The organism is Pseudomonas sp. UBA3149 (genome assembly GCF_002364655.1).
Classification (GTDB): domain Bacteria; phylum Pseudomonadota; class Gammaproteobacteria; order Pseudomonadales; family Pseudomonadaceae; genus Chryseomonas; species Chryseomonas luteola.
This window is the reverse complement of record NZ_DEYV01000012.1, coordinates 280,097-297,083: the sequence shown is the minus strand read 5'-3', so window position 1 is coordinate 297,083 and position 16,987 is coordinate 280,097. Positions and strand designations below refer to the sequence as shown.

The 16,987-nt window shown below is 57.3% G+C and carries 14 protein-coding genes; 5 read left to right on the top strand and 9 right to left on the bottom strand.

Annotated elements, in window-relative coordinates:
- Positions 1 to 44: 44 nt before the first annotated feature.
- The 8 genes from B3729_RS10755 to B3729_RS10720 form a co-directional block, all read right to left on the bottom strand.
- Positions 45 to 938 carry an ABC transporter permease subunit gene (locus B3729_RS10755; RefSeq protein ID WP_010795656.1) on the bottom strand — a complete coding sequence of 298 codons (894 nt, stop codon included), beginning with the start codon at positions 936 to 938 and terminating at the stop codon, positions 45 to 47.
- The gene (locus tag B3729_RS10750; RefSeq protein WP_010795657.1) at positions 935 to 1,831 is read right to left on the bottom strand and encodes an ABC transporter permease subunit; all 897 of its coding nucleotides are present in this window, start codon (positions 1,829 to 1,831) and stop codon (positions 935 to 937) included. Before B3729_RS10750 ends, B3729_RS10755 begins: the two co-directional genes overlap by 4 nt.
- A complete protein-coding gene (gene potA / locus B3729_RS10745; RefSeq protein ID WP_074822258.1) occupies positions 1,828 to 2,982 on the bottom strand; it encodes a polyamine ABC transporter ATP-binding protein in 1,155 nt (384 codons plus the stop codon). The genes B3729_RS10750 and potA overlap by 4 nt, the downstream gene beginning before the upstream one ends.
- 175 nt (positions 2,983 to 3,157) lie before the next feature.
- A complete protein-coding gene (locus B3729_RS10740; protein WP_074822650.1) occupies positions 3,158 to 4,228 on the bottom strand; it encodes a polyamine ABC transporter substrate-binding protein in 1,071 nt (356 codons plus the stop codon).
- A gap of 451 nt (positions 4,229 to 4,679) precedes the next feature.
- Positions 4,680 to 5,777 carry a polyamine ABC transporter substrate-binding protein gene (locus B3729_RS10735; RefSeq protein ID WP_074822255.1) on the bottom strand — a complete coding sequence of 366 codons (1,098 nt, stop codon included), beginning with the start codon at positions 5,775 to 5,777 and terminating at the stop codon, positions 4,680 to 4,682.
- 217 nt (positions 5,778 to 5,994) lie between these two features.
- Positions 5,995 to 7,365, bottom strand: a complete 1,371-nt coding sequence (locus B3729_RS10730) for an aspartate aminotransferase family protein (protein ID WP_286787863.1) — start codon at positions 7,363 to 7,365, stop codon at positions 5,995 to 5,997.
- A gap of 46 nt (positions 7,366 to 7,411) precedes the next feature.
- On the bottom strand, positions 7,412 to 8,770 hold the full coding sequence (locus tag B3729_RS10725) for a glutamine synthetase family protein (RefSeq protein WP_010795663.1): 1,359 nt from the start codon (positions 8,768 to 8,770) through the stop codon (positions 7,412 to 7,414).
- An 86-nt stretch (positions 8,771 to 8,856) separates the two neighbouring features.
- The gene (locus B3729_RS10720) at positions 8,857 to 9,609 is read right to left on the bottom strand and encodes a gamma-glutamyl-gamma-aminobutyrate hydrolase family protein (RefSeq protein WP_286787862.1); all 753 of its coding nucleotides are present in this window, start codon (positions 9,607 to 9,609) and stop codon (positions 8,857 to 8,859) included.
- Positions 9,610 to 9,888: 279 nt separating this feature from the next.
- On the opposite strand from B3729_RS10720, the gene B3729_RS10715 reads away from it, so the two are divergent.
- From B3729_RS10715 to B3729_RS10695, 5 genes are all read left to right on the top strand, one after another.
- The gene (locus B3729_RS10715) at positions 9,889 to 11,265 is read left to right on the top strand and encodes a glutamine synthetase family protein (protein ID WP_074822246.1); all 1,377 of its coding nucleotides are present in this window, start codon (positions 9,889 to 9,891) and stop codon (positions 11,263 to 11,265) included.
- Between the two features lie 143 nt (positions 11,266 to 11,408).
- On the top strand, positions 11,409 to 12,464 hold the full coding sequence (locus B3729_RS10710) for an extracellular solute-binding protein (RefSeq protein ID WP_219651103.1): 1,056 nt from the start codon (positions 11,409 to 11,411) through the stop codon (positions 12,462 to 12,464).
- Positions 12,465 to 12,609: 145 nt separating this feature from the next.
- Positions 12,610 to 13,272, top strand: a complete 663-nt coding sequence (locus B3729_RS10705) for a TetR/AcrR family transcriptional regulator (protein WP_286787861.1) — start codon at positions 12,610 to 12,612, stop codon at positions 13,270 to 13,272.
- Between the two features lie 219 nt (positions 13,273 to 13,491).
- The gene (aguA, locus tag B3729_RS10700; protein ID WP_286787860.1) at positions 13,492 to 14,601 is read left to right on the top strand and encodes an agmatine deiminase; all 1,110 of its coding nucleotides are present in this window, start codon (positions 13,492 to 13,494) and stop codon (positions 14,599 to 14,601) included.
- A 192-nt stretch (positions 14,602 to 14,793) separates the two neighbouring features.
- Positions 14,794 to 15,474, top strand: a complete 681-nt coding sequence (locus tag B3729_RS10695; protein WP_286787859.1) for a type 1 glutamine amidotransferase domain-containing protein — start codon at positions 14,794 to 14,796, stop codon at positions 15,472 to 15,474.
- A 99-nt stretch (positions 15,475 to 15,573) separates the two neighbouring features.
- Here the strand turns inward: B3729_RS10695 and B3729_RS10690 are convergent, their stop codons facing one another.
- Complete coding sequence (locus tag B3729_RS10690; RefSeq protein ID WP_409438662.1) at positions 15,574 to 16,884, bottom strand: OprD family porin; 1,311 nt, start codon at positions 16,882 to 16,884, stop codon at positions 15,574 to 15,576.
- Positions 16,885 to 16,987 lie beyond the last annotated feature (103 nt).

The window sequence follows — 16,987 nt, the reverse complement described above, 5'->3', positions numbered from 1 at the left end:
CCACCCAGGCATAAAAAAAGCCACCTTTCGGTGGCTTTCTTGTATCAGCTATTGGTAGGCGGCGCGGTGAAACGCTCAACGTCCCGCTCATTGGCAGTTTCCGTCACCGTCGACTCCATGGCCTCCTTCAACCCCTGCAGCCGCTTCTTCTCAGCCCGACGCGTGAAATACCACGCGAGGAAGGTAAACAGCGAGACCGCCAGCAGAATCAGGCTGGCAATGGCATTGATCTCCGGCTTCACACCCAGGCGCACAGCGGAGAACACCTCCATTGGCAAGGTGGTTGAGCCAGGGCCGGACACGAAGCTTGCAAGCACCAGATCATCCAGCGATAGCGCAAAGGACATCATTCCACCCGCTGCCAGAGAAGGCGCAATCATCGGGATGGTGATCAGCATGAACACCTTCCAGGGACGCGCGCCCAGGTCCATAGCGGCTTCCTCGATAGACAGGTCCAACTCGCGCAGACGCGCCGACACGACTACCGCTACGTAAGACGCGCAAAAGCTGGTATGGGCGATCCAGATCGTGACGACACCCCGATCCTGTGGCCAGCCGATGAACTGTGCCATGGAAACGAACAGGAGCAGCAGCGACAGACCGGTAATCACTTCAGGCATGACCAGCGGTGCCGTGACCAGACCGCCAAACACCGTACGCCCGCGAAAGCGAGGAATACGCGTCAGCACGAACGCCGCCAGCGTTCCCAGGATGACCGAGGAAATCGCCGTGTAGAACGCGATTTCCAGGGAGCGCCCTACGGCGCCCATGAGCTGGTTATTGTCCAGAAGCCCTGCATACCAGTGCACCGACCAGCCGCCCCAGACAGTCACCAGACGCGAGGCGTTGAACGAATAGATCACCAGGATGACCATCGGCAGGTAGATGAACAACAGGCCCAACACCAACATCAGGTTTGTGAACTTCAGGCTTCTCATAGCTTGCCCTCCAGTTCCTTCGCCTGATTTCTGTTGAACAGGACAATAGGCACGATGAGGATGATCAGCATGACCACCGCCAAAGCCGAAGCCACCGGCCAGTCGCGGTTATTGAAGAATTCCTGCCACAACACACGGCCAATCATGAGCGTTTCCGGCCCGCCCAACAGTTCCGGAATCACGAACTCGCCTACTGCGGGAATGAAGACCAGCATGCAGCCCGCGATAATGCCGTTCTTGGACAACGGCACCGTGATACGCCAGAAGCTGGTAAAGCGACTCGCGCCCAGGTCGGATGCCGCCTCCAGCAGTGTCAGATCATGCTTCACCAGATTGGCGAACAACGGCAGGATCATGAACGGCAGATAGGAGTACACAATCCCCAGATACACCGCGAAATTGGTATTGAGCAGGCGCAGCGGCTCGTGAATCACACCAATGAACATCAGGAATTCGTTGATCAGGCCGTTGGTGGACAGAAGCCCCATCCAGGCATAGACCCGGATCAGAATGGCCGTCCAGGTCGGCATCATGATCAGGAGAAGCAATACCGTCTGCACATCCTTGCGCGCCCGAGCGATGGCATAAGCCATCGGATATCCGATCAGAAGACAGATCAGCGTACTGATGCCAGCGATCTTGAGCGAACCAAGGTACGCGTCCAGGTATAGCGGATCGTCCGTGAACATCAGGTAATTCCCGAAATTCAGGGCAATATCCAGCTGCTGGTCGGCATAGGTCAGCAGTTCGGTATAGGGTGGAATCGCGACGTCCGCAATGGCGAAACTGATCTTCAGCACAATGGCGAACGGCAGCAGGAAGAACAGGAACAGCCACACGAACGGGACGCCAATAACCAGGCGGCGGCCGTCGAACAGTTTCTTCAGACTCATGATTGCAGTACCACGCCGCTGTCATCTTCCCAGTACACCACTACCGGATCGTCCCACGTCGGGCGTTTGCCCAGGCGCACCGCGTTGGCGATGAAGCACTGGACCAGTTGCCCGGACTCCAGCTTGATGTAATACACCGAATGCCCGCCCAGATAGGCGATGTCATGCACGGTCCCGCTTAGCCAGTTGTAGTTGGGGTGTTCATGGTCTTCCGGTAGGCGGCTGGCCATCAAGAGCTTTTCCGGGCGAATCGCATAGGTCACGCGCTTGTCTTCAGCGCGGGTGCTAATCCCGTGGCCCACGTAGATGTGCCGCTCGAGCTGCGGCGAGGCAATGATGGCGTGATCCGCATCGTCCTCGATCAGTTCACCGTCGAACAGGTTCACGTTGCCGATGAACTCACAGACCAGACGGCTGGCTGGCGTTTCATAGATGTCCATCGGGCTGCCCACCTGAGCGATCCAGCCCAGGTGCATGATTGCGATGCGCTGAGCCATGGTCATGGCTTCTTCCTGGTCGTGCGTCACCATTACACAGGTCACGCCCACGCGCTCGATGATCTCCACCAGCTCCAGCTGCATCTGCGAACGCAGTTTCTTGTCGAGCGCCCCCATCGGCTCGTCGAGCAACAGAAGCTTGGGCCGCTTGGCCAGTGAGCGCGCCAGGGCCACCCGCTGACGCTGCCCACCAGAGAGCTGATGCGGTTTACGCTTGGCATACTGTGTCATGTGCACCAGCTTGAGCATTTCGGCCACGCGCTGGTTGATCTCTTCTCTGGGCAGCCTGTCCTGCTTCAAGCCGAACGCAATGTTCTGCTCGACCGTCATGTGCGGGAACAAGGCATAGGACTGGAACATCATGTTGATCGGCCGGTCATACGGCGGAATATTGGTGATGTCCTGCCCGTCCAGGAAGATCCTTCCCTCGGTGGGTTGCTCAAACCCCGCCAGCATGCGCAGCAGCGTGGATTTACCAGAACCGGAGCCACCAAGCAGCGCAAAGATCTCGCCTTTGTTGATGGTCAGTGAAACATCATCAACTGCCACCGTTTCATCGAATTTCTTGGTTACCCGATCGATCTTCACCAGCACTTCTTTGGTCTGCTGAACACCGGTCACGGCTTTTTTAAAGGCACCGGAGGCTATCGCCATTATTTACTCCCCAGGGGTCTTGAAATCCTGCCTGACAGCTACGGCATGAGGTTCTAGAGTCGGTGCGGAAAACCCCTCCGCCCTTCTTGCCCTAGCGCCGACCGTGCCTCTTTTCGCCTTGCTGTCAGCCAGGCATTCAGCCTGACTCAACGGTCAGGCTATCGAATATGGAACGCTATTTACCGGATTTGATCCGGGTCCAACTGCGTGTACTGACCCGCAATATCTGCGGAGGCAGTTCCGCCATCACATACAGCTTGTCCATCACCTCTTGGGGTGGATAGACCGTTTCATCCTGGCGTACCTTCTGGTCCATCAGCTCGCCTGACTTGGGGTTGGGGTTAGCGTAACCAACGGAGTCGCTTACCTTGGCAATCACCTCAGGCCGCAGCAGGTAGTTGATGAACGCATGTGCCTCTTTCGCATTGGACGCATCCTTGGGGATGGCCAATAGATCAAACCACAGGTTCGCTCCCTCCTTGGGAATGGCATAAGCGATCTTGACGCCCTTTCCCGCCTCCTCGGCACGTGACGCTGCCTGGAAAACATCACCCGAATAGCCAAAGGCCACACAGATATTGCCGTTGGCCAGATCGGAGATGTATTTCGAGGAGTGGAAATAAGTCACGTACGGGCGAACCTGCAGGAGCTTCGCCTCGGCTTTCTTGTAATCGTCAGGATTTGTGCTGTTAGGGTTGAGCCCCAGGTAGTTCAGCATGGCCGGGATGACTTCATCCGGCGAGTCCATGAAGGAAACACCGCACTTGGTCAGCTTCTTGATGTTTTCCGGCTCGAACAGCACTGCCCAGGAGTCGATCTTGTCGGTGCCAAGCACCTCCTTGACCTTGTCGACATTGTAACCGATACCGTTGGTTCCCCATAGGTAAGGCACGCTGTGCTCGTTACCCGGATCGTTGGTCTGAAGCTGCTTGAGCAAAGCAGGGTCCAGGTTCTGCCAGTTGGGCAGCTGGCTGCGGTCCAGCTTCATGAACGCGCCAGCCTTGATCTGCTTGCCCAGGAAATGGTTGGACGGCACTACCACGTCATAGCCGGTCCGCCCGGCCAGAAGCTTGCCCTCGAGGGTTTCATTGGAGTCGAACACGTCATAGACCGGCTTGATTCCGGTTTCCTTCTGGAAATCTTCCAGCGTGGTCTCACCGATGTAATCGCTCCAGTTATAGATGTGCACGACTTTCTCGGCATGGGCCAGTGGTGTAAAGGCCAGCGCAGCGGCAGTGGCAAGCAGCGTCTTACGAAGGGAAAGAAACACTCGGTCGTCCTCTTGGTTAGTGGCCAGTCCATACCTGACTGTGCGGCCGATTTCCTTGTGAAGAATCTATGAATGAATACAGGTTTAACGCGACGGCCCCGCCAAGGGATTATTACCTAAGCCTGGAGCGCATCCGGCAAAAGCTGGTATCGCCCGCACAATGTACGGTTGCAAACGTGCGAACTCCTGGCAGCTACCGCCAATGGCAACAGTGCCCTCACCTGCTTACCGTACGGCCTGCCTGATAACGGGCCGCGTTGATACAGGATGAGCGTAGAAATGTCACGGATAAACTGATTTTTCGTATCGGTACAACTCACCGAAGCTGCAATCAGATTCGAGCGTGGGTCGGATAATCGCTGCGTTGTATACATGCCCTATCCTTCCAGAAAGCCCCTCCAACAGCTGCCGGAGGGGCCTGCATCACTTATTTGCCGGACTTGATCGTTGTCCAGGCACGGGTCATTGCACGCTGCACCTTGGCCGGCAGGTCCGGGAAGGCGTACAGCTTGCCCATCGTCTCCTGAGTCGGGTAGATGCCCGGGTCGTTGCGAATCTCGTCGCTGACCAGCGGTGTCGCTTCCTTGTTGCCGTTCGGGTACTGCACGTAGTCGCTGATCTCGGCAATGATCTCCGGCTTCATGATGAAGTCGATGAACTTGTAGGCGCCCTCGGTATTGGTAGCGTCCTTTGGAATGGCCATGGTATCGAAGAACGTACCGGCACCTTCCTTGGGAATGTTGTACTTCACCGTCACGCCATTCTTGGCATCAGCGGCACGGGCCTTGGCCTGGGCAATGTCGCCGGAATAGCCGACCGCCACGCAGACGTTGCCGTTGGCCAAATCAGAGATGTACTTGGATGAGTGGAAGTAGGTGATCGACGGACGAATCTGCATGAACAGGTCCTGCGCCGCCTTCAGTTCCTGGGTGTCCTGGCTGTCAGGTTTGTAGCCCAGATAATGCAGACCGGCAGGAATGATCTCGGTTGGCGAGTCCAGCAGCGCGACACCACAGCTCTTGAGCTTGGAAATATTTTCCGGCTTGAAGATCAGATCCCAGGAGTCCACCGGGGCATTGTCGCCCAGTGCAGCCTTTACCTTGTCAGGGTTATAACCAATACCGATGGTACCCCACAGGTAAGGAATGGCGTACAGGTTACCCGGATCGCTGACTTCCAGGGTCTTCATCAACTGCGGATCCAGGTTTTTCCAGTTGGGCAGCTTGTTCCTGTCCAGCGTCTGGTAGACACCGGCCTTGATCTGCTTGGCCAGGAAAGAGTTGGAGGGGACAACCACATCATAGCCCGACTTGCCCGCCAGCAACTTGGCTTCGAGTACCTCGTTGCTGTCATATACGTCATAGACCACCTTGATGCCCGTTTCCTTTTCAAACTTGGCAATGGTGTCTTCAGCGATGTAGTCATTCCAGTTGTAAACGTGCAGAACCTTGTCGTCTGCCATCGCGTGACCGGCGAAGGCGCCAGCCAGACTGAGTGCGAGCAGTGTCTTGCCAAAAGCTTTCATGCGGAAATGCTCCTAAACAGGGTCGTATAAGTATTCCGGAGGAGGCTTTTCGATCCTCCCCTGGTGCGTCTGGCCAACGCACCGGCGCAGTCTGGCAAGGTCCGGCGCGCGGCTCAAGAGTGCGCCACCATTCCTTTTGATTTTTGCCATCATCCAAGGGTGCTGTTATGTCAGACAAACACCCCTGGACGCTCGTTCTGCTCGCGACTCGTCTTCACTACCGATGCAGGTCGGCAGCCGTCAGGTCCAGGCACTTGCGCACCAGCACCATCAGCTCATCGATCTGCGAGGGCGTGATGACCAGCGGTGGCGAAATGATCATGGTATCGCCCACGGCCCGCATAATCAGGCCATTGCGGAAGCAATGCTCCCGACAGATCATGCCTGCCTCACGTCCCGTGAAGCGCGCCCTTGTCCGCTTGTCCTGTACCAGCTCCAGCGCGGCCACCAGGCCCACACCTCTCGCCTCGCCTACCAGCGGATGATCGGCCAGCGTCTGCCAGCACTTCTGCAAGTAAGGTGCCGTTTCGCTTTTGACTCGCTCGATAATGCCCTCGTCGCGCAGGATACGGATATTCTCCAACGCCACAGCGGCCGCAACCGGATGCCCCGAGTAGGTGAAACCGTGGTAGAACTCGCCGCCCTGGTTGAGCACCTCGACGATCTCGTCCCGCACGATCACACCTCCCATGGGGATATAACCGGAGGTCAGCCCCTTGGCGATGGGCATGAGGTCTGGCGTCATGCCGTAGTGCTGACTGCCGAACCATTCTCCGGTACGCCCGAACCCACAGATAACTTCATCGGAGATGAACAGAATGTCGTATTTCGCCAGTATTTCGCGAATCCGCGGCCAGTAGGTCTCGGGCGGCACAATCACGCCACCGGCTCCCTGGATCGGCTCGGCAATAAAGGCCGCCACCTTATCCTCGCCGAGCTCCAGAATCTTTTGCTCCAGCTGATCGGCCACTTGAATCCCGAACTCATCCGGACTCATATCGCCGCCCTCGCCATACCAATAGGGCTGATCGATGTGCTCGATTCCCGGAATGGGCAGATCGCCCTGCTCGTGCAAGGCCTTCATGCCGCCCAGGCTCACACCGGCTACGGTTGACCCGTGATAACCATTCCAGCGGCCGATGATAATTTTCTTCTGTGGCTGCCCCTTGGTCGCCCAATAATGACGCACCATGCGCAAGACAGTGTCGTTGGACTCCGAGCCCGAACCGGTAAAGAACACGTGGCTCATGCCGTCGGGTGCGATATCTGCAATCGCCTTGGCCAACTCGATGGCTGGCGGGTGCGCAGTCTGGAAGAACAGGTTGTAGTAAGGCAGTTCGCGCATCTGCCGGGTAGCGGCCTGAACCAGCTCTTCACGGCCATAGCCCACATTCACACACCACAGCCCGGCCATCCCATCGAGGATGCGATTGTCATCGCTGTCCCAAAGATAGATGCCCTCGGCACGCGTGATGATGCGCGAGCCCTTTGCATTGAGCTGCTTGTAATCCGTAAAGGGCGGCAGGTGATGGTTCCGGCTGAGTGCCTGCCAGTGCGCGGTACGCTCGCTGACGGTCCTGTCGTTCATAACACCTCCTGGGTTGGAATGCGCCAGCTGTGCTGGCGCGATCAGGTCATACGCTCATCAACAGGAACTCGCGCTCCCAGGAACTGATGACCCGTTTGAAGTTTTCATGCTCGGCGCGCTTGACGGCCACATAGCCCCGAGTGAAGCGTGTGCCCAGGTATTGCTCAATGGTCACAGACTGCTCCATGCGCTCCAGAGCTGCTTCCAGTGTCAGCGGCAGGCGCAGGTTGCGCCGTTCGTAGCCGCGCCCCTTGACCGGAGCGCTGGGTTCGATGCCTTCGATCATGCCCAGATACCCACACAGAAGACTGGCAGCCAGCGCAAGGTATGGGTTGGCATCTGCACCTGCCAGACGGTTCTCCACGCGACGATTCTGCGGGTCGGAATCCGGCACCCGAAGGCCTACAGTGCGGTTCTCTTCGCCCCACTCCACGTTTACCGGAGCAGAGGTGTCCGGCAGGAAACGACGAAACGAGTTCACATTGGGGGCAAACAGGGGCAAGGCTTCGGGGATGTATTTCTGCAACCCCCCGATGTGATGACGGAACAGCTCGCTCATCGTGCCATCGTCCTCCGAAAACACCGTCTTGCCTGTCTTCAGGTCCACGACGCTCTGGTGCAGGTGCATCGCGCTGCCGGGCTCACCGGTCATGGGCTTGGCCATGAAGGTAGCCGTGACGTTGTGCTTCAGGGCCGCCTCGCGCATGGTTCGCTTGAACACAATGATCTGGTCCGCCAGATGCAGGGCATCGCCATGACGGAAATTGATTTCCATCTGGGCCGTGCCTTCCTCATGAATCAGCGTATCCAGATCCAGCTTCTGAAGCTCGCACCAGTCGTACATGTCTTCAAAGAGCGGATCGAACTCGTTGGCGGCATCGATCGAGAATGACTGGCGGCCCGTCTCCTGGCGACCGGAGCGGCCTACCGGGGGCTGCAGGGGATAATCCGGGTCATCGCTACGCTTGGTAAGATAGAACTCCATCTCGGGCGCGACGATCGGCTTCCAGCCTTTGTCGGCATACAGCTTGAGCACCTTCTTCAGGATGTTGCGCGGAGACAGTTCGATCGGGCGACCCTGCTTGTCGTAGGTGTCGTGGATGACTTGCGCCGTGGGCTCGATGGCCCAGGGCACGAGGAAGACAGCGTTCTCGTCAGGCCGGCAAAGCATGTCAATATCGGCCGGATCGAGAAGCTCATAATAGATATCATCCTCGACATAGTCTCCCGTCACGCTCTGCAACAGAACGCTCTCCGGCAGGCGCATGCCTTTTTCATTGATGAATTTCGAGGTGGGCGAGATCTTGCCGCGGGCGATGCCGGTCAAATCGGAAATCAGGCATTCGACTTCGGTGATCTTGTGTTCTTTCAACCACTGGGTGAGCTGGTCAAGCTGGTTAGCCATAAAGACCTCAAGGTTTTGAAAAACCTGCCCGGAAGGCATATGGACTTACCGTCCAGGCAGGATGATACGGCGGTCAAGGACCGCCGTCAGCGCTGCCCGGCCCGCTGTCGGCAGGCATCGCCAAAGGCGTTGAAAATCGCCAGATAATTCGAATTGGAGCGTACCTGCCATTCAGGATGCCACTGCACCCCAACGGCAAAGACAGAGGCGCCCTCTACAGAAAACGCTTCCACCAGGCCATCCGGCGCCAGAGCCTCGGCCCGAAGACCAGGCGCGAGACGCTCGACGCCCTGCCCATGCAGAGAATTGACCTGGAACTGCTCGGGCAACCCCAAGCGCTCGAATACACCGCCCGGCTGAACATGAACGGCATGACTGGGCGCGTACTGCACGTCAAGCGGATCATCCGGTCGCTCGCGGTGGTCGGCAAACGGGCCGACCTCGTGCACCTTCTGATACAGGCTGCCGCCCATTGCCACGTTCATCTCCTGAAATCCGCGGCAGATACCGAGCACAGGAACACCTGCATCCACGGCCGCCCGAATCAGCGGCAGAGTAGTACGGTCGCGATCAGGATCATGGGCGGTGCCCGGCGCACTGGGAGGCCCCTGGTAGTAATGCGGCTCCACGTTGGAAGGCGAGCCGGTAAACATCAATCCATCGAGACGTGCAAGCAAGGTGGGCTGGTCAAGCAGGTCAGCCAGCGCGGGAATAACAAGTGGCAGACCACCCGCTCCGGTCACGACGGCACGCAGATACTTGTCGCCGGCGATGTGGAAGGTATGCAAACCGATCTGCTTGGTGCAGGCGGTCACGCCGATCAACGGCAGGCACGACATGGGACACCCGTTACGTTTGCCATGGTTGGATGAATTGGAGAGTAGTCTTGTTCATTTTTTTCCACAACCGTTCTTTCAAGACCGCTCATGCGGTTCGCACATTCTCTTTCAGCCGGCGTGTTACGGGGTCTCAAGCGAAGCCCTGTGCCCCAATGAAAGGCCTTGATGAGGCCTTCGAGCACCAATAACGAGCAAAGTTGACTTTAGGTCCCCTTTCGGATTGACTCCTAGGTGAAGTCCCCGCTGATTGATATTTTTAACAACTATAGGTGTTGCATCATGTCGGTACCCCCGCGTGCCGTTCACTTGAATGAAGCGACCGACTTCCTCCAGGCACATCCTGAAGTGCAGTTCGTCGACCTTCTGATCTCGGACATGAACGGCGTGGTGCGTGGTAAACGCATCGACCGAAACAGTCTGCCCAAAGTCTTCGAAAGAGGAATCAATCTACCCGCCTCACTCTTCGCTCTCGATATCACCGGCTCCACCGTAGAAAGTACAGGCCTCGGCCTTGATATCGGTGACGCCGACCGCGTCTGCTACCCCATCGCCGGCACGCTCTCCATGGAGCCCTGGCAGAAACGCCCTACCGCACAACTCCTGATGACCATGCACGAAATGGAAGGCGCGCCATTCTTCGCCGATCCTCGCGAAGTGCTGCGTCAGGTCGTTGAACGCTTTACCGAGATGGAACTGACGGTCGTCGCGGCCTTCGAGCTTGAGTTCTATCTGATCGATCAGGAAAACATCAACGGCCGGCCCCAGCCGCCCCGCTCGCCTATTTCCGGCAAGCGCCCGCAGTCCGTTCAGGTGTACTCCATCGATGATCTCGACGAGTACGCCGATTGCCTGCAGGACATCATCGATGGTGCCCGTGCGCAGAATATTCCTGCCGATGCCGTCGTGGCCGAGTCGGCTCCCGCGCAGTTCGAGGTCAACCTCAATCACGTGGCCGACCCGATCAAGGCATGTGATTACGCAGTGCTGCTCAAGCGGCTGATCAAGAACATCGCCTACGACCATGAAATGGACACTACCTTCATGGCCAAGCCCTATCCGGGGCAGGCAGGTAACGGTCTGCATGTGCACATTTCGCTGCTGGACAAGAATGGCAACAATATTTTCACGAGCGAGGATCCCGAGCAGAACGCCGCGTTACGTCACGCCGTCGGCGGTGTGCTCGAGACCCTGCCCGCCTCGATGGCCTTTCTATGCCCCAACGTGAATTCCTATCGTCGCTTCGGCTCGCAGTTCTACGTACCCAATGCACCGAGCTGGGGGCTGGATAACCGCACCACGGCGCTGCGTATTCCCACCGGCACACCCGATGCCGTACGCATCGAGCACCGTGTGGCGGGCGCTGATGCCAACCCCTACCTGCTGCTGGCAGGCGTACTGGCAGGAATCCATCACGGTCTAACCAATCACGTCGAGCCTCCGCCGGTGACCGAAGGCAACTCCTACGAGCAGCACGAGCAAAGTCTGCCGAACAACCTGCGTGATGCCTTGCGGCAACTGGACGACAGCGAAATCATGGCGCGATACATCGATTCGAAGTACATCGATATCTTCGTGGCTTGTAAGGAGCATGAACTGGAAGAATTCGAGCACTCCATCTCGGATCTCGAATACAACTGGTACCTGCACACCGTCTAGCACGTCGGTTATAGACAACGTCCGTTCGTCCTCGCCGGGCGGCCGTTGTCTGTTTACGAGAACGCCGTCACACTTTGCAGCTTTTCGTACCGTCCTGGCCTTAGTTCCACGGAAGGTCCCATGATGGAACACAAGGAGTTTCCATGCGAAAGCTGCTCATGGCGCTGGCCATTCTGCCCCTGCTCGCCCAGGCCGAAGAGGTTGTGCACGTCTATAACTGGGAGGATTACATTGACCCTCAGGTCATCAGTGATTTCCAGAAGGACACCGGCATCCGTGTCGACTACCACACCTTCAGCACTTCTGAGGAGGCAAATGCCCTCTTGGATGGCGACACGCCGATCGATGTGTATGCGCCTTCCCATGACGAGCTCAAACGACTCATCCGGGAAAACAAGCTGCAAAAACTCAACACCCAACAGCTGCCCAATACCAGCAAGCTCGATCCCTATGTTTCGGGCATTCTGAACTCCGTGGATCCGGGCAACCATTATGCCGTCCCCTATCTATGGGGCGCAGTAGGTCTGGCAATCAACGTTCCCAAGGCGCAGGAAGCCTTTGGCGGTCCGCTGCCGGAGAGCTGGAGCGTGCTGTTCGATCCCGAGCAGATCAAGCGCCTTTCCAAGTGCGGCGTCAATCTGCTCGACGATCCCATCTATGTCTCATCAATCATGATGAACTATCAGGGCAACATTCCCGAGCGCAGCTCTCCCGCGCAGATGGAGAAAATTGCCAAGGACCTGATGAGCATTCGCCCCTATGTTCGCTCCATCGATAACGACGCCACGGTTGATGCATTCAAGAATGGCCAACTATGCGTAGCAATGGTGTACAGCGTAGGCGATGTAATCAATACGCGTAAGACAGGCCAGCCGGTCAGCTATGTCGTACCGCAAGAAGGTACGTATGTCTTTGTGGATACGCTGGCTATCCCCAGCAAGTCGCGCAATGCGGAACTGGCGCATCGCTTCATCAACTATGTGATGAGTGCTCGTTCCCTGGCCCGCATTACCGAAGAGACGTCTTATCCAAATGCCAACCCTGACTCGATGAAGTTGCTTTCGCCTGAACTTCAGAAGGAAAATGCACTTTACCCCAACGGGGCGTTGCGCCGCCGTCTGTTCGCTCTGGTTCCGCCACCTGCCGAGACTCGTCAGACATTCGAAGGTCTCTGGCAGACATTCAAGCAAGCCCGTTGATCTTCAAGATCAGATCGTAGTACTGAACGGGCAGGCTACCCCTGAATGGGCCGTATCAGGTTCTGGCGAGGCGCGATAACGCGGCGTGTCCGTACAGGCATCGTCAGAACCTCATCACCTTTACGACCAGGACACCGGTACAGTAATGGCCCGAACCTCCAGCCCACGCAAGGCGCGCAGCAGCAGCCGCCAGCGTATCGAGCAGATCCTGGCAGCGGCTCGGCACATGCTGATAGATCAAGGGCCTGCACGCCTAAGTATCTACGGCATTGCCGAAAGGGCGGGCCTTCCGCCTTCCTCGGTCTATCACTTCTTCCCCAGCGTTGCCACATTGCTCGAGGCCCTTACTCAAGAGGCTCATGCAGCGTTTCGCGCCTGTCTTCAGACTTCCGTCGACCATGACAGCCTTAACGACTGGCGCGATCTATCGCGGATCGTCGAGGCACGCATGCTGGAAGTATATGAACAGGATGCCGCGGCCAGGCAATTGATCCTGGCCAATCATGGCCTGACCGAAGTAGTCCAGGCCGACCGACAGCATGACACCCGACTAGGCGAGCAGCTTCAGGCCCTGTTCGCAGCCCATTTTCATCTGCCGCCCCTGCCGGACGATATCGACGTCTTCGCCCTTGCCATGGAACTGGGTGATCGCGTCTACGCAAGATCCGTACAACAGCACGGTGTTGTTACGCCTCGCTGGGCAGCAGAAAGCCATCGGGTTTTCGATGCCTACCTTAGTCTTTACCTTCCGCCCTATTTGCCCAAGCGAAACACGTACCTGCCAAACGATCTAACAGTTGCCCAATAAACCGATAGTTATCCGTCCAGTTATCGCATGCTGTAATGGTATTGCTTAAATTCATTTTTAAGTCGGATATTTATCCGTTATAAAGCACGCCTTTGCCTGTCGGCATAACGGCCAGCCAGTCATGGCGCTCGAATCTGCTACCGTTAACGGGATGTCCTGCTCATTCGCGACCGTTGCCTGAACCTGTACGACCTACCCCTTCGATGGAGAATTGCAATCATGAGTCTGCTCGCCTCGACACCCCGTGCTGAAGGCTTCCGTATGCCCGCGGAGTGGGAGCCCCAAAAGCAGGTCTGGATGATCTGGCCCGAGCGTACCGATAACTGGCGCCTGGGTGCCAAGCCAGCCCAACTGGCCTTTACCGAAGTCGCACGAGCCATTGCACGCTTCGAGCCGGTCACCGTTGGTGTTTCTGCTGCTCAGTTCGACAATGCCTGTGCACGACTCAACCACCCGGCCATTCGTGTCGTCGAGATCAGCAACGATGATGCCTGGGCGCGTGATACCGGCCCGACTTTCGTCATCAACGATCAGGGGGAAGTGCGCGGTGTGGACTGGACCTTCAACGCCTGGGGCGGGCTGGTTGGCGGGCTGTATTTCCCTTGGAAGCGGGACGATCAGGTCGCCAGTAAAATCCTGATGATGGAAAGCTGCCCCCGCTACCGCACTGAGGATTTCGTACTGGAAGGCGGCTCTATCCACGTCGATGGCGAAGGCACGCTCATTACTACCGGCGAGTGCCTGCTCAACCGCAACCGCAATCCGCATCTGTCCCAGCGTGAGATCGAGGCGATCCTGAGTGATTATCTGGTTGTGGATAAGGTTATCTGGCTGCCAGACGGTTTGTATAACGACGAAACCGACGGTCATGTGGATAACTTCTGCTGCTACGTGCGTCCTGCCGAAGTGCTGTTGAGCTGGTGCGACGACGAAAACGACCCGAACTATGCGCGGTGTCGCGCGGCGCTTGAGGTATTGGAAACCAACACGGATGCCAAAGGCCGCAAGTTCACCGTCCACAAGATTCCAACGCCCGGCCCGCTGTATGCGTCGGATGAAGAATACGAAACCGTAGATGCTTCAGTGGGCAGTCAGCCACGCAAGTCAGGCGAGCGTCTGGCGGCGTCGTACGTCAACTTCCTGATCGTCAACGGCGCCATCATCGCACCAACGTTCGATGTCCCGGAAGATGCCGAAGCGCTGGACGTTCTTCAGCGCTGCTTCCCCGAGCGCGAGATCGTACAGGTCCCAGGCCGCGAGATCTTGCTGGGGGGTGGCAATATCCACTGCATTACCCAGCAGCAGCCTGCCCCCAGAGCGCGAAACTAAGCACCACGCGTACTGTGGAATAAAACCGGAGCCTCCCGCCAGGCTTCGGTTTTTTGTGAACATGTCAGGCGCTTCATGTACAACTGCCACCACGCATGTGATAACGCTGAATTGTCCTCTCGGATGTGCTGTCCATACCCCTACCGCGCTCCATAAGGAGCTTATCGGCAACTGGATCGGTGGACCCATCATATGAATATCCTTCTCGTACTGACGTCCCATGACCAACTAGGCAATACCGGTAAAAAGACCGGCTTTTGGCTGGAAGAGTTTGCGGCACCTTATTATGTCTTCAAGGACTCAGGCGCTACGCTGACCCTGGCGTCACCCAAAGGGGGCCAGCCGCCTCTGGACCCCAAGAGTGATGAGCCAGAGGCGCGCACCGAGGCGACAGAACGCTTCCGTAATGATCCCGACGCACAGGCGGCTCTCGCCAATACCGTGCCGCTCGCGAGCGTCAAGGCGGATGATTACGACGCTGTTTTCTATCCCGGAGGCCATGGGCCGCTCTGGGATCTGTCTGAAGATCAGGACTCCATTGCGCTGCTGGAAGCCTTTTATGCAGCAGGCAAACCCACCGCCCTGGTTTGCCATGCACCCGGCGTGCTGGCCAAGGTCAAGACTGCTGACGGTGAGCCTCTGGTCAAGGGCAAGCAGGTAACCGGTTTCACCAATACCGAAGAGGAAGCGGTTCAACTCACCGACGTCGTACCCTTCCTCGTGGAAGATATGCTCAAGGCCAACGGCGGCCTGTACAGCAAAGGGGCTGACTGGGCGCCTTACGTGGTGACTGAAGGTAATCTGATAACAGGCCAAAACCCCGCCTCTTCGGAGCCTGCGGCCAAGGCCGTGCTGGAACAGCTCTCTCGCTAAACCCGTAGAGCCTTCTGCAAAAAGAAAATGCCGCCTTCCCAAAAGGGAGGCGGCATTTCCAGTCTACGTACCATCGTAAAGGATGGTCTTATTCACGTCTTAGAGCAGCGGAATCGAATAGCTCAGCATCAGACGGTTTTCATCCTGATCGCGGGTGTTGGCGACATCGTTACGCCATACCGCGTTACGCCACTGAATGCCCAGCCCTTTCAATGTTCCGGTAGGCACGGTATAGCCCAGGGTAAAGTCCCGCTCCCACTCGCTCGGATTGCTGCCAGCCGCCTCGATATGGTCTCCCTTCAGATAGACCACACCTGCCGTCAACCCCGGCACGCCCACTTGGGAAAAGTCATACGCGTAGCGCACCAGCCAGGTCCGCTCACCGGCACGCGTAAAGTTCTGATTCTGCGAGAAGGTGATCAGGTATGGCGTAGCACCATCTCCCTGGTTCAGGAAGGGAAAGTTACTGTCCCCGTTGATGACCTGATAGCCACCGCCAAAGGTATGGCCGGCCACGCTGTACAGGAACTGACCGCTGTACAAATCGTTATCGACCTTGCCCTTGGTTACGCCGCTGCCGTAGTAGCCATTGGAGTAGTAGTCCGGATTATGTCCATTGGCACCATCGTCGGTACTGTGGAAATAACGCAGGTCACTCTTAAGCACACCCGGACCGATCTGCCAGTCATGCACCAGACCCAGGAAATGCTGCTTGTAGTAATCTTCAAGGTTGGCGTAGTAGTAGCTGACCGTCAGGTCCTTGGTCAGCTTGTAGTCACCCCCCGCAAAGTAGAACGCGTTGCTGCGCTCGGTGCCGCCGAGAATGCGCAGGCTGTCCATGTTTGAAGAGTTACGCGCCTTGGAATGCTCCAGGCGACCGGCATTCAAGGTCAGGCCTTCGATTTCCCTGGAGGTGATCATGCCGCCTTCAAAGGTCTGTGGCAGCATGCGGCTGTCATTGTAGGTCACCACCGGCAGCGTTGGCATAAGTGTGCCGTAACGCAGCTCGGTCTTGGAGATACGAACCTTGGCGGTCAGGCCCAGCGTTGAAAAGTTATCAACGCCAGTGCCGTGCCCGTTATCCGGGAACACACTGTTGGCATCAGTCCCGTGCGTCCCCTTGCCCGAGTCAAGCTTGAGACCCAGCATCCCCACGGCATCAACGCCAAAGCCGACCGTACCCTCGGTGAAACCGGATTGATAGTTGAGCATGAACGCCTGCCCCCACTCCTCTGCCTTGGAGGCAGACTTGGGCGCAGCCGAGTCACGGTTATCCTGATTGAAATAGAAGTTACGTAACGTAAGGGTAGCCTTGCTGTCCTCCAGGAAGCCCGCGGCATGGGCAGCGCTGTTCAGGGTCAGGCCAAGGCAGCCGGCAGCAATGGCTGCGGCGAGAGGTTTTACGTTCAAAAGATGCTCCACAACTAACAACAACAAAAGCGGCTGTTAAGGCACACGTACGGCCGCACGGCTAGGCCGGCAAGAGAGCGGGTAGATCGAGGTTGGCTTTATA